At 63.7% G+C, this 18,883-nt stretch carries 16 protein-coding genes and 2 pseudogenes; 5 read left to right on the top strand and 13 right to left on the bottom strand.

Going from position 1 to position 18,883, the window contains the following annotated elements; translation table 11 throughout:
• The 5 genes from B9C43_RS52315 to B9C43_RS52335 form a co-directional block, all read right to left on the bottom strand.
• On the bottom strand, positions 1–207 hold a 207-nt coding region (locus tag B9C43_RS52315), incomplete at its 3' end, for a helix-turn-helix domain-containing protein (protein WP_143447223.1).
• A gap of 262 nt (positions 208–469) precedes the next feature.
• A complete protein-coding gene (locus B9C43_RS52320; RefSeq protein WP_084434688.1) occupies positions 470–733 on the bottom strand; it encodes a hypothetical protein in 264 nt (87 codons plus the stop codon).
• Positions 730–1,059, bottom strand: a complete 330-nt coding sequence (locus tag B9C43_RS60335; RefSeq protein ID WP_084434689.1) for a PadR family transcriptional regulator — start codon at positions 1,057–1,059, stop codon at positions 730–732. Before B9C43_RS60335 ends, B9C43_RS52320 begins: the two co-directional genes overlap by 4 nt.
• A gap of 25 nt (positions 1,060–1,084) precedes the next feature.
• Complete coding sequence (locus B9C43_RS60340) at positions 1,085–1,432, bottom strand: PadR family transcriptional regulator (protein ID WP_084434690.1); 348 nt, start codon at positions 1,430–1,432, stop codon at positions 1,085–1,087.
• A 530-nt stretch (positions 1,433–1,962) separates the two neighbouring features.
• Positions 1,963–3,870 carry an NACHT domain-containing protein gene (locus tag B9C43_RS52335; protein WP_160097365.1) on the bottom strand — a complete coding sequence of 636 codons (1,908 nt, stop codon included), beginning with the start codon at positions 3,868–3,870 and terminating at the stop codon, positions 1,963–1,965.
• A gap of 1,364 nt (positions 3,871–5,234) precedes the next feature.
• Between B9C43_RS52335 and B9C43_RS52345 the strand changes: the two genes are divergently transcribed.
• Positions 5,235–5,708 carry a hypothetical protein gene (locus B9C43_RS52345; RefSeq protein WP_143447225.1) on the top strand — a complete coding sequence of 158 codons (474 nt, stop codon included), beginning with the start codon at positions 5,235–5,237 and terminating at the stop codon, positions 5,706–5,708.
• A 54-nt stretch (positions 5,709–5,762) separates the two neighbouring features.
• On the opposite strand, the gene B9C43_RS52350 is transcribed toward B9C43_RS52345, so the two are convergent.
• From B9C43_RS52350 to B9C43_RS52365, 4 genes are all read right to left on the bottom strand, one after another.
• Positions 5,763–6,002, bottom strand: coding sequence for a hypothetical protein (locus B9C43_RS52350; protein ID WP_084434694.1), 240 nt, complete (start codon positions 6,000–6,002; stop codon positions 5,763–5,765).
• Positions 6,003–6,303: 301 nt separating this feature from the next.
• Positions 6,304–6,672 (bottom strand): integrase core domain-containing protein, encoded by a 369-nt coding sequence (locus B9C43_RS52355; RefSeq protein WP_200826107.1) that lies wholly within the window; start codon positions 6,670–6,672, stop codon positions 6,304–6,306.
• 375 nt (positions 6,673–7,047) lie between these two features.
• A complete protein-coding gene (locus B9C43_RS52360) occupies positions 7,048–7,872 on the bottom strand; it encodes an alpha/beta fold hydrolase (protein ID WP_084434696.1) in 825 nt (274 codons plus the stop codon).
• Positions 7,873–7,954: 82 nt separating this feature from the next.
• Positions 7,955–8,170: a hypothetical protein gene (locus tag B9C43_RS52365; protein WP_084434697.1), complete on the bottom strand. Its 216-nt coding sequence runs from the start codon at positions 8,168–8,170 to the stop codon at positions 7,955–7,957.
• Positions 8,171–8,792: 622 nt separating this feature from the next.
• On the opposite strand from B9C43_RS52365, the pseudogene B9C43_RS52375 reads away from it, so the two are divergent.
• The 3 genes and pseudogenes from B9C43_RS52375 (at position 8,793) to B9C43_RS52385 (ending at position 13,987) form a co-directional block, all read left to right on the top strand.
• A pseudogene (locus B9C43_RS52375) lies at positions 8,793–9,450 on the top strand (response regulator transcription factor).
• Complete coding sequence (locus B9C43_RS52380) at positions 9,447–10,676, top strand: sensor histidine kinase (protein ID WP_235039353.1); 1,230 nt, start codon at positions 9,447–9,449, stop codon at positions 10,674–10,676. The pseudogene B9C43_RS52375 and the gene B9C43_RS52380 overlap by 4 nt, the downstream one beginning before the upstream one ends.
• Positions 10,677–10,762: 86 nt before the next feature.
• Entirely contained in the window at positions 10,763–13,987 is a 3,225-nt protein-coding gene (locus tag B9C43_RS52385) for a S8 family peptidase (RefSeq protein WP_143447226.1), read from the top strand.
• Positions 13,988–14,134: 147 nt separating this feature from the next.
• Here the strand turns inward: B9C43_RS52385 and B9C43_RS52390 are convergent, their stop codons facing one another.
• The gene (locus tag B9C43_RS52390) at positions 14,135–14,350 is read right to left on the bottom strand and encodes a hypothetical protein (protein WP_084434699.1); all 216 of its coding nucleotides are present in this window, start codon (positions 14,348–14,350) and stop codon (positions 14,135–14,137) included.
• A 485-nt stretch (positions 14,351–14,835) separates the two neighbouring features.
• Between B9C43_RS52390 and B9C43_RS58040 the strand changes: the two genes are divergently transcribed.
• Positions 14,836–15,282, top strand: a complete 447-nt coding sequence (locus B9C43_RS58040) for a hypothetical protein (protein ID WP_235039354.1) — start codon at positions 14,836–14,838, stop codon at positions 15,280–15,282.
• A gap of 249 nt (positions 15,283–15,531) precedes the next feature.
• Here B9C43_RS58040 and B9C43_RS56335 read toward each other — a convergent pair whose 3' ends face one another.
• From B9C43_RS56335 to B9C43_RS52405, 3 genes and pseudogenes are all read right to left on the bottom strand, one after another.
• Complete coding sequence (locus tag B9C43_RS56335; RefSeq protein ID WP_143447227.1) at positions 15,532–15,942, bottom strand: hypothetical protein; 411 nt, start codon at positions 15,940–15,942, stop codon at positions 15,532–15,534.
• A gap of 517 nt (positions 15,943–16,459) precedes the next feature.
• A pseudogene (locus tag B9C43_RS52400) lies at positions 16,460–17,040 on the bottom strand (transposase family protein); the annotation flags it as partial.
• A 398-nt stretch (positions 17,041–17,438) separates the two neighbouring features.
• Entirely contained in the window at positions 17,439–18,758 is a 1,320-nt protein-coding gene (locus B9C43_RS52405; protein WP_084434700.1) for a helix-turn-helix domain-containing protein, read from the bottom strand.
• Positions 18,759–18,883 lie beyond the last annotated feature (125 nt).

An 18,883-nucleotide genomic window follows, 5' to 3' on the forward strand; every position in this document is an offset into this window, starting at 1 on the left:
TGCCTGCAGCAACTCACGAATCCGCGGTTCCACAGCATCCACAATGGACCCCTTCGGCTGCCGCACGTACTTCGGCGGCGCATCCGAGGCCAACGCGGCGCGCACCGTGTTCCTTGAGACGCCCAACACCCGGGCGATCGCCTTGATCGGCAACCCTTCCGCCCGGTGCAACCTGCGAATCTCAGCCCAATCTTCCACGGACAACACCCTTCGTCCTCCCTGGCTCGGCTCGAGCCAGAGTCACCGGACAGGGGGTCAAAATTCGGATGCCACGCCGGGGTCAGTTTTCACGTGCCGTCGACAGCTTTTTGGGCAAAAGTGAAACTGCCGCCCTGATGCCCACTAGATGAAGACGGCTCGTCGCCTGCGGCGCAATGTGGGCAACACCCCTACGTATGAGCATCCCAGAAACGGTTCGCGCTGCGGCAAACGCGGTGCATAGAGCTGTTCGTAGTGGTAGAGAAAGGCGTCAGAGGGATGGCAGGTTCAACGTTAGCCGCTCGACGTTGACGAAGGTTCCCAGCAGCATCCAAGATGCGCTAAGTACCTTGAATAGCCGACCTGGCGAGTGTTCGAGGTCTTCGAGCCATTCTTCCAGGTGGTCGAACCCAGTCTTCGCTTCCCAACGTCGTGCAGCCCATCGCGTTAGCCGATCGGCCAGCCAGTCTGTGAACCCAAGGAACTCATTGACACCTAGACTGATGAGAATCGAAATCAGCACCGTGTTGTTCACCGGTCATCACCAGGGCCCTCTGTTGCGGTGCCAAAGTCTCCATGATGAATCCGCCCAAATTTGATCAGCAACTCTTCCGCGAGCGATTGCCCCTCGGGGGTCAAATGGTAAATCTTCCTCAGTGGGCGACCGGTGACATTCGCCGGATCTTCCCATCTGCTTGCTATCCATCCTAAGCTACTTAGTCGGTCGATATTATTGTAGACTGTAGGTCGGCCACGCTTTGTCTTCTTTGCGAGTTCATATCCGTGCACACCTTCCTCTGATTGCCAGAATACTTCGACAATATCGAGGAAGGGCTCCGTGATCCGCTCCGGCCTACTCATCGTATGCACCCCTCTTTTGCGGCCGTCACTGTGTCCATCCCCATGTTGGTAGCCGGAAACGCGTTAGCAGGCGGCGAGGAGTTCGCTGTTGGAGTGCTTTGGCTGCGCCTTCCATTCCTGAACTCGTGATTCGGTAGTAGCGACGGCGAGGTTCGATACCCTGATCTGCTTCATTGGACTCCCACCCGCTCGTCAGCCACCCGGTCGCCTCCAAGCGGGCAAGAAGCGGATATAGCCTGCCGGGACTGACGCCGGCTGACTCGCACAACTTGTAGCCGTAGTACGACCGTGCTGGGTCGTCCATGAAGACGTAGAGGACGTCCTCCATCGATCTGGTCACCTTGGGAGAACTAGGCATGGCTTGATTGTACATAGGTACAACTAAGGGTGTCACGTGACGGCTTGCGCTCGCCCGAACGGAGATCGATGTGAAGCGAACGGGCGTATGACCTGCAGGTATGCCGACCGGCCGGTAGCGCTGGACAGCTCCCTATTGGTCATCATGTTTGTCAGGTGGGCAAACATGGCGCACATGGCCACCGGACCGCGCACGAGCTACGCTGGACGGCTCGAAAAGTCATTGCTACACGTCAAGCTACCTAGCTGTGCTCCTTGATCAGGCCCTGAAGACACTGGTGCGGAGCAGTCTGCGAGAACCCTTGTGCGGGTGCCGCACCTGCCCGCGATCTTGCGGCGGAGGACGACGTTTAGCGGTGTCACGGTGCAGCCGCGACACGATCACTGGAGCGTCGTTCCAGCGCCCTACATGAATGGTCTGATCGGGCGCTACGAGTTTTCGAGCGGTATAGGATGAGGTTTCCGGCAGGCGCACCGTTGACCAGCAGCGATGAGTACTTGAGCCCCACAGGATATTATTGATGGCGCCTCAAGGTCTGACCGCGGTCATCGACGCTGCAAATACTCGAGCAGTTCCTGGTGTCGGAACTGATAGCCGGCTCCTGAGAGGCGAAGGAAACCTGCGCGTTGAGCCCAGGACAGAAATCTGGCGAGCCGTAGCGGGAGACCGTATATCCAGCCAACGAAGGCCGTCACAAGATAACGCGTATAAGCTGAGGCGAGAATGCTTCCCATGACGCACATCAAAGCAAGCATGAGCGCCGTAGTGATGCCGCGCAGCGGAATGTAGTACAGGAACGCAAAGGCTCCGACAGTGAGCCCCAGTGCGATAGCGAAGTTGCGATCATTCAGGAGCGAGGCCAGCGGATGTGTCGCGTCAACGCGCTGAGGACCATAAGACGCAGCGACAAGCAACATCAGCGCGGCAGAAGTCATACCTATGCCAACACCATACATGGCTCCATAAGCTGTCCCCGCTAACAGGCCGCAGACAGTTGAGACCACGACGCTGAGCGCGGACATCACGACCTGAGCAGGCGAACGCAGACTACGAAGCCGGAAGGCGACCGGCTTATCTCTCGTGATAGCCCGCTTACATGCGAAATACCAGATAGTGATTTTTCCGCTCAATACGCCAAGGAAGGAAAGAATTCCCTGCTCAGCCGATGGGCCATATCCAATGACGAGAGAAGGGATTTGTAGAACCAGGAAGGTTAGCCCTACATGAAACACAACCACACTCTGAGATGCAAAGGCGTTCCACCATTGAGACAGAACTATCTCTTTCCCGCCATGCCCGGTCGCTTCAAGGACTGCGAGCCGGCTCGCAATGTGGCGCAGCTGCCTGATCGAGGTCACTGCTGCGTTCAACCGCTTTCGATGAAGCAGCACCTTGGCGATGACGTAAGTCTCCATCAACAGCCCTTTGATTCTCGCCGCATAGTCACCGCTACCTGACAACTCCTCGTCCGTAGGCAGCAACTGGCGGGGATCCTCTCCTTGGAGATAAAGGGTCACGGCGGCCGTCAACCGCCATGGCGTGTCCAAAGCGGACAGGACGGGGTTCGGTTTCCGTTCCATCAGCGCATTGAAGACCGGCTCCCAAGCGTCCAGCGCCCGCTCGTCCGGACAATGCGTACGCACGTAGCCGATGATCTTCTTCGGTTCCAGGTTCTGGATGGTGATCTCATCGGCGTTCCGCACGGTTCGGCTGAGCCGCTCGTAGTATCTTGGACCAGATCGGCAGACCACGACGATTCGAGCGTCGGGAGTGCAAGCAATATAGTCGTTGATCCCTTTCACCGCTTGCTCGGATCGGTGCGGTGCGGTTTCCGACGAGTCCATCTCATCCAGGCCGTCCAGCACTGGCAGAATCAGCTCATCCTGGACCATCCGCGCCGCGATCTTACGTCCGATCCGGAACCGAATGGCGATCTGTTCCGCAAGCCACTCGACGAAGTCTTGGTTGGCGGGATCCCATGACGGGAGGCTGACCAGGAACGGTACAGGCTCACCGTTTTGGCGTCGTTTCAACAATCCCACTGTCAGTAGTACAGTCAAGACCGTCTTGCCAGTCCCCGGCGCTCCCAGAATGACCAGCCGACCCTTGGTCTCGGTTATGTAAAAATCAACAATCTCGCCGAATTCCTTCGTCACCCTTTTCGTAGGCCTACCTTTGGATGTTCGAGGTCTGACCTTGACGAAATTTCCCCGGGCCGCACGGCTGTCCAGCGAGTCCGTACTCAACAGATGAGCAAGTAACAGACTGTCCTGGCGCAGGGCTTCCTTCGCCACGGTGCCAGCGAGATCGTCAATGCGCGACGACGAGAGATCGCTCGACCTCTCCACCTTATCAACCAATATCAAGATCACGCCAACCGCGCCGATCGTGAGAGCGAGAATATTCGCCCAGCCGACATGTTTGTCGAAACTTGCGCTGTCGTCCCTGGTCAACCACGCTGATATCGGCAACAACACGGATGGCGCGCCTATGCCGAAGATAAGCAGGCCCCACCCCGTTCGACGCAACCCGGACGAAGTCAACAGCTCACCGTCTCACACGAGGAGAATGGCCTCCGCTTCGACCATATCCAAGGTTCCGCGTCGGGCGCCACACTTCTGAACGGTTCAGCATCTGAACTGGTGCATCGAGCTGTCGTCGCTACTGCGCGCCGCTGACCCTATGGGTGCCGAAAATTGCGTCCACGCAGGTCATCCCTGAAGGAGTGGGGCCGGTCAAGGGGTGCTGCTGACTTTGTTTTGGTCTTCTCCGCTGGGTTGTGGGCGCGCCGGGGTGAGGCGTCGGGGTCAAGGCTCGGGTGGAGTCCGACCGCGTTGGCGGCCGGAGGGCCTTGATGCCGGTGCCGGGCGGCGCATGCTGTGCAAGGCGGGGAAGAAAAGGGGGTGGGTGTTCCTGTTTGTCTGTTGGTGTGGGGGCGTTGCGCTCATCAAGGCCGGTGTTCCGGCCCGGGCAGGCGGTAGCGGCTGCTGGTCATCCCTTCGCCGCCGGCGGGGACGGCATGATGGGATGCGCTGTGCTGGTCGGTGGGGTCAATCAAAGCGGCGACCGCGCCGGATTGGGGGTCATGACCTGCACGACCCGCGCCGACCTTATACCGCTCGAAAAGTCATCGCTGCACGTCCTCGTAGAAGTCCGTAACAGCCTGGTACGCCCGCGCTGCGGCATATGTAGTGCCCAATGTGTCCAGCTGCTGTGGGTGCTCGTCGCGTTCTCGAGGTCCGCTGAGGACAGGCTTCGCTGGTAAAGACCCGTCAGGTGTTGAGGGTGTACGTGAGGTGGTCGGGTTGATCTCTTGTCTGTGGGAGATGCTGGAGTCACAGGTGTCTTCAGTTGGTGAGTGTCTGCGGGTATGACCGTGGATGAGGATTTGTCGCGAGTCTGACATGGTTGCTTCTCCGCCTCAGCGCGTGTGTCCCAACACAATCCATTGCCAGTCGGTCCTTTCCCCGTAATCGGTGCTGTGGCTGCGATCGGCATCGCGTCCACGCACTAATCGGCAGGAATAAAGCAGGGTGGTTTTGGGAACCCTGAGGCCCGTGGGGGCGGCTTCGTGGATCGGGGGTGGGCTGTGCGGCGGGTGCGACCGGTGGTGTGGCTGGTGTTGGGAACGGTGGCTGTCGCGGGCAGCCTTGCACTGGGGGTGCAGACCGTGGCTGATTTGGTGCGGCCGACTGAGATGGCGGCGTGCACTGGTGCGGTGAGTCAGGATTGCCTGATCCGTGGACCGGCTACCGTGGAACGCGAGACCCGTTCTCGATTTCGTTGGGTGTCCGGAGAGCGAAAATGGTCCCTCAACGTGAGCGCGGTCGCGCCGCAGGTACGCGGCAATGACAACGACCGGGTGACTGTGCCTGAACAACCCGGGCAGGACCAGATCCGGGACGGTATGCAGCTCACCGCGGTGTACTACGGCGGCAACCCGGTCCTGCTCGAACTTTCCAGCGACACTGTGCTGGAGACTGCGCAGCATCCCCGTCGCTCCACTCCCACCTTGGGCTACCTCGCCATCGGCCTGTTTGGTATGGGCGTCTTCGCTGTGCAGGTCGGGTGGCGCAACGGCCGGCGCCGAAGCTGGTGGCGCAGTGTCGACTACGAGCAACCGAACGGCGGCCTCATATCCGCGGTCCTGTTCTTCGCCGGTATGGCCGGCATGGTCACCCAAACCGCCGTCGGGACCAGCCGTTGGCCCGCGGTCATCGCCTTTCTCGTCGTGGCCGGCGTACTGGGATCCCTGCTAATGCTCAGGAAACGCCGCCAAGTCGCCAGCTGAACCAGGCACGTCGGCCGTTGCCTCAGTTGAGTCGATGGTCGATGTGGAAGTTGGTCAGCGGAGCCAGAACTTCTTCTCGGCCGCTTCGCCTGCCGCGGCTGAGAACAGCCAGACTTCGACGATCTTGCTGTCCTCGATCCGGAACAGGTCGAGGCCGCCAAGGCTGACTTTCGCGTCGTCGCGGGTGGCGGTGAAATGGACGTTGGTGGCGACCAGGTCGCCGTTGAGCATCGGTGCTGCGAGCTGAACCAGTTGCATGCTGCTGCGGCTGACCTCGGTGATTCCGCCGATCATCTCGTTGACTGCCGCCGAGCCCTTGTAGGCCGGTCAAGCGGTGGTCGCCGGCCTGGTGCTAGATGACGTCGGCGGCGAGCAATCTCATTACTGTCTCGAAGTCCCTTGCTGCGCCGGATGCCTGGAACTTGACGTCGGCTGGCTGCTGTGTGGACTATCCAGCAGGTTGGCCAGTGTGAACGTGATCGCGTGTGGTGGGTCGGCCAGTATGCCGGTGAGTCCTACGACCAGGTGCCTGAGGGAGCCGGGTTCTAGGGCTTGCCGTCGCCGATCTTGTGCCGCTCAAAAACATCGCTGCAGTTCAGGCGGCCCGGTGGTACTCGTTGATGAGGCCGCCGAGTAGGCGCTTGCGGATGACGTGAGTGTGGTTGTGGTGCATGGGTTTTGGCGGCTGTGTTGGTGCTTCGGGTGGCTGCTGGTTGCGGGCTTGATGTGGGCGATGGTGGTTGTAGTGGCGTTCGTATTCGGTGAGAACACGGTGGGCATGGGTCGTGTTCACGGTCAGCATGTGATCGAGGATTTCGCGGCGCAGCGTGCCGATGACGCGTTCGCAGTGGGCGTTTGCCTTGGGTGCCTGGGGTGGTGTCGTCAGGCTTTCGATGTTCTCGGCGTGGAAGACGGCGTCGAACGCGCGGGTGTACTTGGCGTCGCGGTCGCGGCCGGCCCACACGACCTCCGGTGACCGCGCTGATCGCCGGAACCGATTCGTACGCGGACGCGCCGCCGGCTGCGTGCGGCTGCGCACGCCTGCCGGTGGGAGTTAACCGGGCAGTGACCAGCCCAGGACCACCGTGGTGCCGTGCGGGCCGTGCATCAACCGGAAGATGTGTGCCATGCGTTTCATCATCGCCAGGCCGCGCCCGCGAGACCCTGTGTGGTTCCAGGAGTTCGTTGACAGTTTGGCTCCAGGAGATGGTTGACGGGCGCCGGGACATGCTTGTCGGTTCCAGGAGTTGTTGGACGGGTCGGAACTTAGGTGGTGACGCTGTTGGCGTGAGAGCGGAGTCTGCCGATGAGTTGATATGGTAGCCGGCCGTCGGGCTGGTCAGGATTGCAGGAAGGCCAGCAGGTCGGCGTTGATCGTCTCGGCGTGGGTGGTGGGCATGCCGTGCGGGAATCCGGGGTAGGTCTTGAGGGTTGCGTTGCGCAGGAGTTGTGCGGTCAGTGGTGCGGAGTTGGCGTAGGGCACGATCTGGTCGTCGTCGCCGTGCATCACCAGGACTGGCACCGTGATCTTCTTGAGGTCGTCGGTGAAGTCAGTCTGGGAGAAGGCGACGACGCCGTCGTAGTGCGCCTTGGCTGCGCCCATCATTCCCTGGCGCCACCAGTTCTGGATGACCGCTTCCGACGGCTCGGCGCCGGAACGGTTGTAACCGTAGAACGGGCCTGATGGCACCGCTCGGTAGAACTCGGACCGGTTGGCGGCGAGTTGGGCCTGCAGGTCGTCGAAGACGCTCTTGGGAAGGCCGCCGGGGTTGGCGTCGGTCTGCACCATGAGCGGCGGCACAGCATTGAGCAGTGCCGCTTTCGCCACGCGGTCCTCGCCATGCCGGCCGAGGTAGTGCGCGACCTCGCCGCCGCCGGTGGAGTGTCCGATGTGGATGGCGTCGTGCAGGTCGAGGTGGGCGGTCAGCGCGGCCAGGTCGTCGGCGTAGTGGTCCATGTCGTGGCCGTCGCTGGTCTGGCTGGAGCGTCCGTGTCCGCGCCGGTCGTGGGCGATGACTCGGTAGCCGTGGTGCAGGAAGAACAGCATCTGGGTGTCCCAGTCGTCGCTGGATAGTGGCCAGCCGTGGCTGAAGACGATCGGTTGGCCTGTGCCCCAGTCCTTGTAGAAGATCTCCGTGCCGTCGGTAGTGGTGATCGTGCTCATTGCTGCCTTTCAGTTGCGGTCGTCGTTGTGTCCGGAGTTCCGCGCGGGCCGCGTCTGTGCCGGCCGGACAGGGAAGGTGTCGTTAGGCGTCGCGTGACCCCCGGATCTGCTGATGCTTCTGGACCAGCGTGGAGATGTAGCTGGCGTGGATGGCGTCGAGGGTGATCTCGGCGAGTTGCTCGACGGTGATCGCAGTCTGGAGCAGGTCGGCCGCGTTGTCGAGGATAGGTGTCCGGGCGCCTTCGGGCGTAGCGCGGACACTCTGATTCGGCGATGAAGGTAGGTGAAGGCGAGCCATTCGGCGACCCGACGGCGGCATGTTTGGTCGCGGCGTAGCCGGGGTTGTCGAGGTCGGTGAGCTGTGCTCCGTGATGAGGCCTTCAGGATGCTGGTGCGGAGCAGTTCTGCGCGCCCTGGCGCGGGTATCGAATCTGCTGGTGATCCGTCTGCGGAGGACGGCGTTCGTGGTGACGGGGCACGAGCCGTGCTTGCGGTCTCGTTGGCATAGCGCGTCATCCCCCAATCGTCGGTGCGTCATCACGACGACCGACACGTGTTTTGACGTGCAGCGATGACTTTTCGAGCGGCACAGGTCTCGGGGGACACCCATAGCGAGCCAGGCCCAGCCGGTCGATGCCTGGCACGTCGGCGACGTGGGTGAATTCGGTGCGCACGGGGCCGGGCGCGAGCAGCGTGCAGTGACGCCGGTCCCGGCCAGTTCGGTGTGCAGTGATTCGGCGAAGGTGTTGGCGAAGGCCTTGGAGGCGGCGTAGGTGTGGTGTTGGGGCCGGGTTGGTTGCCAGCGGTCGAGCCGGTGATCAGGATGGCTCCGGCCAGGTTCATGGTCGAAACCTTCTTCAGCCGGGTCCCGGCGCTGATGGTGACGTTGAAGTGACGTCACCGTGGGTCACCATAGGGGCATGCGGATTCTGGTGGTCGAGGACGAATCGCTGCTCGCCGACGCGGTGACCGAGGGTCTACGCGCGGACGCGCACGCGGTTGACGTTGTGTACGACGGCGGTGCGGCGCTGGAACGGATCGGCGTGCACGACTACGACTTGGTGGTGCTCGACCGTGACCTGCCGGTCGTGCACGGCGACGACGTATGCCGTGCGCTCGCCGAGAGCAATCCCGATGTGCGCGTGCTGATGCTGACCGCGGCCGCGGAGATCGACGACAGGGTCACCGGGCTGACCTTGGGCGCCGACGACTACCTGCCGAAGCCCGTTCGCGTTCGCCGAGCTGGCCGCGCGGGTGGTGGCCCTGGGTCGACGATCACGACCAGCGGCGCCACCGGTCCTGGAACGGGCCGGTATCCGGCTCGATCCGCACCGCCGCGAGGTCTACCGGGACGGCCGGTACGTTCCGTTGTCCCGCAAGGAGTTCGCAGTCCTCACCGAGTTGCTGCGGGCCGACGGCGTCGCTGTCTCGGCGGAACAGTTGCTGGAGAAGGCATGGGACGAACATGCCGACCCCTTCACGCACGCCGTGCGGATGATGATCCTCAAGTTACGGCGCAAGCTCGGTGACCCGCCCGTGGTACTGACCGACCCAGGAGTGGGGTACCGAATCCCGTGAAGCGCACCCGGTTGACCATCCGCGCCCGGCTGACCCTGTTCTACGGCGGGCTTTTCCTGCTCGCTGGGATGGTGCTGCTCGGTGCGACATACGCGCTCGTTTCCCAGCGGATGCACACCGAGGCCACGTTCAGCAGTTTCGGCCCGCCACCGAACGGTCTGCCGCTGCCAGGTTCTAACGACGCGCCAGAACGCAACGCGATCCTTAACCAGAGCGCGGTGAGTGTTCAGCAGGACGTGCTGGACGCGGTGCTCGCCCAGGGCAGCATCGCCCTGGGCATAGTCGGCGCCGCGGCGATCGCGTTCGGCTGGTTGATCGCCGGCCGGATGCTCCAGCCGCTGCACCGGGTGACCGAGACAGCCCGCCGGATCGCGCAGACCCCGGCCGCTGACCGCGGGCTCCACGAACGCATCGCGTTGAACGGTCCCGACGACGAGATCAAGGAGCTGAGCGACACGTTCGACGTCATGCTCGAACGTCTCGACCGTTCCTTCGACGGTCAGCGGCGGTTCATCGCCAGCGCCTCGCACGAGCTGCGCACCCCGCTCACCCTCAACCGGACGCTGATCGAGATCGCAGTGCAGCGTCGCACCGCCTCGCCGGACGTGTGCCAGCTCGGCGAGATGTTGCTGGAGATCAACGCCCGCCATGAGCGGCTGATCGACGGGTTGCTCCTGCTGGCCCGCTCCGAACGTGAGATCGCCGGACGCTCCTTCGTGGACGTCGCGGATATCGTCGACCATGTCACCGACCAGGTGCAGGCAGGGTCGGTCACCGTCCACACGGTGGCCGAGGAGGCGCCGACCAGCGGCAATCCCGTGCTGCTTGAACATCTCGTGCAGAATCTCGTCGAGAACGGTGTGCGGTACAACCTCCCGGCTGATGGCTGGGTGCGCGTCCTGAGCGGCACCAAGCCGGACGGCTCGGCAGTGCTGGAGGTGAGCAACACCGGACCAGCCGTGCCCCGGTACGAGATCCCGAACCTGTTCGAGCCCTTCTACCGGTTGGGCACCGAACGGCTCTCCAGTGCATCGCGCGGCGCGGGGCTGGGCTTGTCCATCGTGCGTGCGGTGGCCCGCGCACATGGCGGCGACGTGCGGGCCGAACCGCGTGAGGGCGGAGGCCTTGTGGTGACTGTCGTGCTCCCTGCACCGGCGGACACCACGTCGTCGGATGAAGAGCTTGTCCTGTCAGAAGATGAGTGGCAGCACTCTGCATATCTCTGACGGTGACGCCGAAATGACGGAGCCTTCGATGAGATCGCAAGTGGGCACGCCGGCCGGCGTGCCGTCCACTGCGGCAGGAGTGGCTCTTGAAGAGAGCGATACGCACAGTCGTGGCGACCGCAATCCTGTGCGGCGCAACGACAGCATCCGGACAGGCCAATACGGTGACGGATGGCGACAACGGGCAGGTGGTCACCCTGGTGACCGGCGATCGCGTCCTATTAGGAGCGTCAGGCGGCACGCGGGTGACGCCGGTCGCGGGCGAGGGGCGCGCGGGGACGCGCTTCTCGATCCGTCAACAGGGCGATCACACCTACGTCATCCCGTCCGACGCGGCGCGGCTGGTCACGATCGGACAGCTCGACCTGCAGTTGTTCGACGTGGCGATGCTCGCGAGGGAGGGTTATGACGACCGTCCCGACCTGCCGCTGATCGTGCAGGGCGGTGTGGCGGCCAAGTCGTTGGCAGGCACTGAGAAGGTGCGCCAGCTCGCGGCCATCGACGGGACCGCGGTCCGGCTTTCCAAGACAAACAGCACTTTCTGGCGTTCGCTGATCAGCAACGGTACGCTGACCAGTGGGGTTCGCAAGGTCTGGCTCGATCGGAAGCTGCACCTCACGCTGGATCGCAGCGTCCCGCAGATCGGCGCTCCGAGCGCCTGGCAGGCCGGGTACACCGGAGCCGGGGTGAAAGTGGCGGTGCTGGATTCCGGTGTGGACGCCACACACCCCGACTTGGCCGGGAAGATCGCACTGCAGAAGAACTTCACCACCGAACCCGACACCGACCTGGCCGGGCACGGCACCCATGTCGCTTCGACGGTGGCCTCCGTTGACCCCGTGTACCGAGGCGTCGCGCCCAGCGCCTCGCTGCTCATCGGCAAGGTATGCCTGGGCAACGGCCAGTGCGACCTGTCGGCGGTGCTGACCGCGATGGAGTGGGCGTCGACCGAGCAGCACGCCAAAGTGGTCAACATGAGCATGGGCGGGCAGGACCAGCCCGGCGACGATCCCATCGAGCAGACGATCAACCGCCTGACCGCCCAGAACGGCACGCTGTTCGTGCTCGGTGCGGGAAACAACGGCCAGGGAGGGCAGCAGACAGTGGCCTCACCGTCCACCGCGAACGCAGCGCTGTCGGTCGGCGCGGTGGACCGTAACGATGCCGTGGCACCGTTTTCCGGCCAGGGGCCGCGGATCGGTGATCACGCGATCAAACCGGACCTCACGGCACCTGGTGTGGGCATCGTGGCCGCTCGTTCCAAGGACGGCATCATGGGCACACCAGGCGAGCTGCGCATGCCGGGCACCGGCACGTCGATGTCCAGCCCGCATGTCGCTGGCGCCGCGGCATTGCTGTTCCAGCAACACCCCGACTGGACTCCCGCACAGGTCAAGGCCGCTCTGATGGCATCGGCGACGCCGAGCGCGGACGCCTCCGCGTTCCAACAGGGCGCAGGCCGGGTCGACCTGGCCAAGGCGATCACCCAGAAGATCCTGCCCGAGCAGCCCAGCATCAGCTTCGGCAAGGCTTTGTGGCCACACAACGACGATCAGCTGATCAAGCGCACGCTGACCTACCGCAACATGGGCGACACCGATGTGACGCTCGCGCTGCGGGTCGACGCGACCGGCCCGGACGGCAAGCCCGCGACGACGTTCACCCTTTCCGCGACGTCGCTGACGATTCCGGCCGGTGGCACCGCGAGCGTCGACATCACGGCCGATACCCGCGGCGAGCATCCGGACGGGAACTACACCGGCCAGGTGATCGCGACCGGGACCGGCACGTCGGTTCGCACTCCGGTCGCCGTCGTGCGTGAGGTGGAGAGCTACAACGTCACCGTCACCGCGCTGGATCGAAACGGCAAGGCCACTTCCCACTTCATGGCGCTGGCTGGATCCTACGAGGGGCACAATCCGGAATATTCCGTCGATGAGGACAGCACAATGCACATCCGCGCGCCACGGGGCCACTATGTCCTGGCCACCGAACTGCGCAACGGTCAGGACGGTACAGACCTGGTGACAGCGCCATGGGTCGACCTGTCCGCCGACCGAGTCATCACGGTGGACGCCCGTACCGCCAAACCGGTCACAGTCACGGTCGACCGGGCGAACGCCTCTTTGGTGGCCGGCACAATCGGCTCCGTCATACTGCCGGACGGCGGCGGTTTCCTCGCCGGATGGATCGAGACCCCGGATCTGAGCAAGGTCGGTACCGCCCAGATCGGCCCGGACGCCCCAGCGGGCAGGTTCACCGGCGGCCAGCAGGCGATGTTCGCGGTCGCCGGCGCCGATGGCGAGTTCAAGGATTCGCCGTACGTGTACAACCTGGCCTGGTTCACGCCCGGCAAGGCGTACACCGGGTCGCGTCATGTACGCGACAGTAAACTGGCCACGGTGCGCACCGAGAACCTGTTGCAGGGCAAGGGAGGCACCGGGGCGAAGGGCGCGATCGCCTCGTCCACCCAGCTGCCCACCGCGATGTTCCCCGGCACGCCGCTGCTGCCGATGAGCCTGCCGTCCACCCGCGACGAGCTGTTCACCACCGAAGGCGTCACCTGGACCGGGTTCTTCTTCCAGCTCGGCGCGAGTCAGGATCCCGACCAGGCCGACGTGCAGCAGCAGGCGCTGCTGCGGACCTACCAGCCCGGACGGCGCTCCGCGGAGCGATGGAACGGCGCGGTGTTCGGGCCGTCGTTGCCGCAGCGGGCGGGCGATACACGGTGGGCCAACCAGGAGGCGGACCGATCGATGATATTCCAGGTACCGCTGTTCGGCTCGGCTCCGGACACCGTCGGGAGATCCAAACTGGACAGTGCGCACAGCTCGGTTCTGCGGGACGGCACCAAGGTCTGCGAATCCGACGATGTCGTCTGCCGGATCCCGGGCGCTCAGCCACAAGGGCGCTATCGGGTGGCGACCGAGGCGGCACGGAGCCTGACCGACACCTCGACGAAGGTCAGCGTCGTCTGGGATGTCTGCTACGACGGCACGCCAGCCCTGCCCGTGCAAGTGGTTCGCTTCGCGCCCGTCCTCGACGCGGCCAACTCCGCGCCAGGCGCCCGGGCGTTCGAGGTGCCGGTCAGCGTCCAGCGAAACCCCGGCAGCAAAGCGGCTGACGTCGCCTCGCTGACCGTCGACGTCTCCTACGACGGCGGCGCCCACTGGCAGCAAGCGCCGTTGATCAACGGCCAGGTCCTGCTGCAACACCCAGCCAGCGGTTATGTCTCCTTGCGTGCCAAAGCGACCGACACTGCGGGCAACACAGTCGAGCAGACCATCATGCGCGCCTACCGGCTGCGATAACGGTGCGGAGAACCGCTGCGGTCGTTCCATCCTGGGACGCCCGCAGCGGTTCTGCGGAGAGCTTCGGCGAGTGGAGTCGTGTGAGCGGGAGGTATCGTCATAGCCGGGGCGGAAAGGGGTGGTCGGTCGATGACGTCAGCTGCCGGATCAACGCGGCGACGTCACTACCCGCCAGACCGCCGGCCGCTGCCAGATCCGCCTGGCTGCCAGCACTCCGATCCCCGCACCCACGACGCACAGCGCGGCCAGGATCCCGAACGCCAGGTGCCAGTCCGGCTTGTCTGCAACGACGTCTGGAAACCTGCGCTTGCCGAAAATCTCATCCGTGCTGGTCAGATGCTGTACACGGTGAATCGGCACCATCCACTTACGGTTCGACGGTTCTACGGCAGGATGACCGGCCGTGCTGCTGCGATTGGCCTACCTCGGCCTGACCAACACCTTCGCCATGCTTCGCCTGCTCCCGATGAGCAACCAGGACAAAGACATCGAGATCCTCGCGTTGCGCCATCAAATCGGAGTGCTGCAACGGCAACTCGGCGACACCAGGGTGCGGTTCAGTCCTGCTGACCGGGCGCTGCTCGCCGCGCTCGCGCATCGGTTACCACGCCAGATCTTGCGCAGGCTCCGTCTGCTGGTGCGCCCGGATACAATCCTGCGCTGGCACCGTGATCTACTCCGCCGACGCCACGCCAGGATGTCGCAACCGAAGCGCCCGGCCGACCGCGCACCATCCGGTCTATCCGAGTCCTGGTTCTGCGCCTGGCCAAAGAGAACCCGAATTGGTGCTATCGCCGGATCCACGGCGAACTCCTTGTCCTGGGCCTGCAGGTCGCCGCCTCGACCGTGTGGGAGATTCTCACCGACGCCGGCACGACCCCGCACCCAAGCGAGCGTCGAGCACCTGGGTCCAATTCCTCCGCTCTCAAGCCGAAGTCCTGCTGGCCTGCGACTTCTTCGAAACCATCACCCTCACCGGCGCCCGCATGTACGTCCTGGCAGTGATCGAGCACGCGCAGCGCCGGATCCGCATCCTCGGCGCGACACCACATCCGACCGCGGCCTGGGTGACCCAAGCCGTCCGCCTGATCTGGAACCAGCGACACCTGCTTCACGCACTCCGTGAATACGAGCGGTTCTACAACTCGCACCGGCCGCACCAAGGCATCCCCAACGCCCGACCATTACGACCACTGCCCGAGCCGATCACCGATCCAGCGCAGATCAGTCAACTCGACATCCGCCGACGCCCACGGTTGGGCGGCATCCTCAACGAGTACCACCACGCCGCCTGACCTGCACAGATGACATTTTCGGCAAGCGCACGATGCCGTTCTGCATCTCGCCCACGCCCTGCCTCATGGATCAAGCGCTGAGAAGTGAATCCTGCACGCCGTCCTGACTGCGAATCTCGCAGCGCTGGAAGTGGCATCCCCACAGTCGCAGGGATGTCCCTCGCGGAGCGTGGTTCGGTCGACGCTCAACGAGTCTTCCAGGCAAGGGTCGTTTTTGTCCCCGGCGTGCTTCTCTATACTAGGCTGGTATTATTCAGGTTTGAGTGGTGCAGTTTCTTCAGCTGAGCAAACTGTCGCAAGGTTGACATTCGTTGAACGACTTAACTGTTGACTCATCTCGAGCGCTGCGGCAACATCATCAGGAAGCCGTGTCGATCCACGAGCTCCATCCGCCACGAAACCGGCAGGCAAGCAGCCTTGCATGGGTGTCCGACTGCGCACGAAGGAGGACAAAACCCTCACGACTTTCACTGCGTCACGAACTGACTCATCTGCCAAGCTTTTCAATTCAAGTACCGCGCCCAGTCGAACAACTGCTTGCTGAGACCATAATTGTTCGACCCCTTTTGTGAATCGGTCGGCGTATTGCCCTTGCTCGGTAGTGCGCATTTGCTCACGGGTCGCCTGCAACGACAAATCGGTAAACCACAAGGCGCCCACGGGAGCAATAGATGCAGCTAGGGTCGCCACTGTTAGAAAGACCGATCTAGTTTGTCTAACCCTCAGGCGAATCGGATGCGGTGGGCGCGACTGTCGCCTATTTTGTAGCCGAACATTGGATCTGACGCAACGATTTGGCAAATTGACAGCCGGTGTAATCCGGCGACGTCTCGAAGTCGTCACGAACCCTCCCCGAATTCGAGCTGTAGCCATCTCCAGTAGACGCAACTGCGCAACGATACCTTCACCCTTATTTCGGCTGCGGGAGGCGCGCCGGACTGCTAGCCGATACCCGCTGGTCACCATCGGTCGAGGTAGGTACGCCGAGCTCGGTCATCCCTAGAGAGCAACTGAGCATCTCTCTATCACGCGCTCGCGTTGGCCGAGGACAACAACCGCACTGCTCGACATCGGTGTTGTGCCCTGGTGGTATTCCACTGCACCGGAGTAGTGAGCGCACATCATGTGTCCAGCCGTCCGCTCCTCCTCGGTCAGACGGTTCTAAGCCACGTTGGAGAACCGCGTGCTCGACCCGCGCACGCATCTTGCGGTGGATCTTGTTGAGATTCTCCTGCCAGTCCGGCAAAGCAGTGTCCTTGGTGCGCTTGCGATACGGCATGATCACGCCGGGATTGCCTTGGTAGCCGCCATCGGCCATCACAGGTCGACCGTCCAGGACGTCGGCGATGCCGGAGTCACGGTAGACGGGTGCAGTCGTTGCGGTTACCCGGTTGCGGATCACCGGTCGCGATTACCAGCCGGGTGTCGGCGTCGATGGCGACCTGGTCGATGCGGCGTCGGCGGACCGGGGCCAGTGCCAGCAGCGGGCCGAGCGAGTCGACCACCCGATGCGCCGCGGAGTGCGAGACGCCGAACAGCGGACCGATCTGCCGCATGGTCAGGTTCGTCCGCCAATAGGTCGCCACCAGCAGCACCCTGCCGGCCAGTTCCAGCCGCCACTGACGGCCCGGATGACCATCCGCGATCGCCTCACCACCGCGTTGGGCCACCACCCGCACCAGCTTTCGGAACTGACCTGGGCTGCAACCCCGTGAACGAGGCGATCCACTCCGACCGGGACGCAGAGATCACCTGCACCCAACCATGATCACCCACACGCTCCACCAGCCGATCACCGGGTTACGAGACAGCCTTTAGGTGAGACGCCACTGGTCTGACAATGTGGGTGTGTCGTTGATCAAATAGGCGAGACTGACCAACACCTTCGCCATGCTTCGCCTGCTTCCCGATGACCGACCGGGACAAAGGACATCGAGATCCTCGTGTACGGCACCAGATCGCAGTACTGCAACGGCAACTCGGCGACACCAGGGTGCGATTCAGTCCAACCCATAGGGCCTCACAACGAGTCAGATGAAGATCAGATACAACGGTCGCAAGGGCCACGCCGCACGATCATGCCTCAGCTTCGAAGCGTGGATCGCTGCAGCTCATCACCTCGGCGCAAGGTTCTGAAACCTCACACGCACAGCTCCTCAGAAGACGGCCGCCAGCACCGCGCCGAGTTCACGCCGGCCGGAGATGCCGAGTTTGCGGTACGCCCCAGACAGGTGGAACTCGACTGTCCGGACCGTGAGGCACAGTTTCGCCGCGATCTCCTTGTTGCTGTGGCCGGCTGCCGCCAGGCGGGCGATTCTGGCTTCCTGCTTGGTGAGCGCGGCTGTCCTGCCGAACGCCGGCAGCCTGTTCAGCGCCGACCTGGTAAGCCGTGACCAGCGCGTGTTGCCGCCGCGCCTGGCCAGGTTGCCTGCCAGTTCCAGCTTTGCCCGCGCTGCACCGTTGTTTTGCCGCTTGCGCAACATGAGCCCCAGGTCGTACAACGCCCAGATCTGCTCGTTGCGTGCACGGGCAACGTCCAGCAACCGCACCGCGTCCGCCAGGAGTTCGGCGCCGCGGTCATCGGTCTGCAGCATCGCAACAGGGTGCAGGGCGGCGCCCACAGCGGCAGGTGAACCCCACCGCCGTGCGGCCACTAGTTCGTCGTGAGCCAACGCCAAAGCGAGGTCGACGCGGTGGGTCGCAAGTGCGGCCAGTGCCGCGCGGGAGCGCCACGCGACCACGGCGGGATTGACGATCTGCGACTCCGACAACTGCTTGCCACACTCGAGGTATTCGTCCACGGCCGGCTGGAACCGTTCAGCAGCCAGGTGCACGGCCGCACGAGCGGCGAGTACCGCGGCCCGGTCGGGGATTTGCGCCCCGACCGACTCCAGCAGGCCATGCTCAGCCAGCAACGCCTCCGCACGGCCGAGTTCGTCCCGCTGGACCAGCGCCTCGACCAGCCAGGCCACAGCCGGGCTACGGAGGCCGGGATGCACCGGGCCACCGAGTAGGCGCGAGAGCCTCTCCTGCGCACCGGCGCAGTCACCGGTCAGGTACCGGATCCTGGCCTGGAGCAAGGTGAAAGCTTGACGGACGGGTCCGTCCGCACGCCACTCCACGCGCCGCAGCGCCTCAGCGCAGTGCATCTCAGCCGACATCAGATCGCCCGCGAACACCATCGTCAGCACGGCGTGCCGGAAGCACTTCGGGTCCGTCGCACAGTGGCCGCCGGACAACGCCTGCTCGGCGAGCTGAACAGCCTCCACCCGGTAGGTACCACTGTGTGCCACCTGAATGGCCTGGTCAGCCGGGCAACGATACCCATCCGGCGAACGGGCCCCAGGGATGACCGCCGCGGGCACGTCCCCCAGACGCGGGGACAACAGATCCCGGACCGCCGGAACGAACCAGTCCTTGCTGGTCGGCAGCGTCGCTTGCACTGAGCCGGACGCGACGTCGATGTCGGTTGACACTTCGGTCCTCGGCCGTTGGGTCACGTTCAGTGATTGTTGTGGCCTACGGGCAGAATGCCGCCGGACAACGGTGATTTCTGCCCGGATTGTCACAGCGTGTTGCCCGATCTTGACATGACGTGTCC

The organism is Kibdelosporangium aridum, assembly GCF_900176515.1.
In the GTDB taxonomy this organism is placed as follows: domain Bacteria; phylum Actinomycetota; class Actinomycetes; order Mycobacteriales; family Pseudonocardiaceae; genus Kibdelosporangium; species Kibdelosporangium aridum.

Excerpts from the sequence above, each read along its gene's own strand:
- B9C43_RS52390 (WP_084434699.1), bottom strand. The coding sequence starts at position 14,350 with ATGGTGCCGATTCACCGTGTACAGCATCTGACCAGCACGGATGAGATT.
- B9C43_RS60340 (WP_084434690.1), bottom strand. The coding sequence starts at position 1,432 with ATGTACAATCAAGCCATGCCTAGTTCTCCCAAGGTGACCAGATCGATG.
- B9C43_RS52350 (WP_084434694.1), bottom strand. The coding sequence starts at position 6,002 with ATGATCGGCGGAATCACCGAGGTCAGCCGCAGCAGCATGCAACTGGTT.
- B9C43_RS52360 (WP_084434696.1), bottom strand. The coding sequence starts at position 7,872 with ATGAGCACGATCACCACTACCGACGGCACGGAGATCTTCTACAAGGAC.
- B9C43_RS52365 (WP_084434697.1), bottom strand. The coding sequence starts at position 8,170 with ATGGCTCGCCTTCACCTACCTTCATCGCCGAATCAGAGTGTCCGCGCT.
- B9C43_RS60335 (WP_084434689.1), bottom strand. The coding sequence starts at position 1,059 with ATGAGTAGGCCGGAGCGGATCACGGAGCCCTTCCTCGATATTGTCGAA.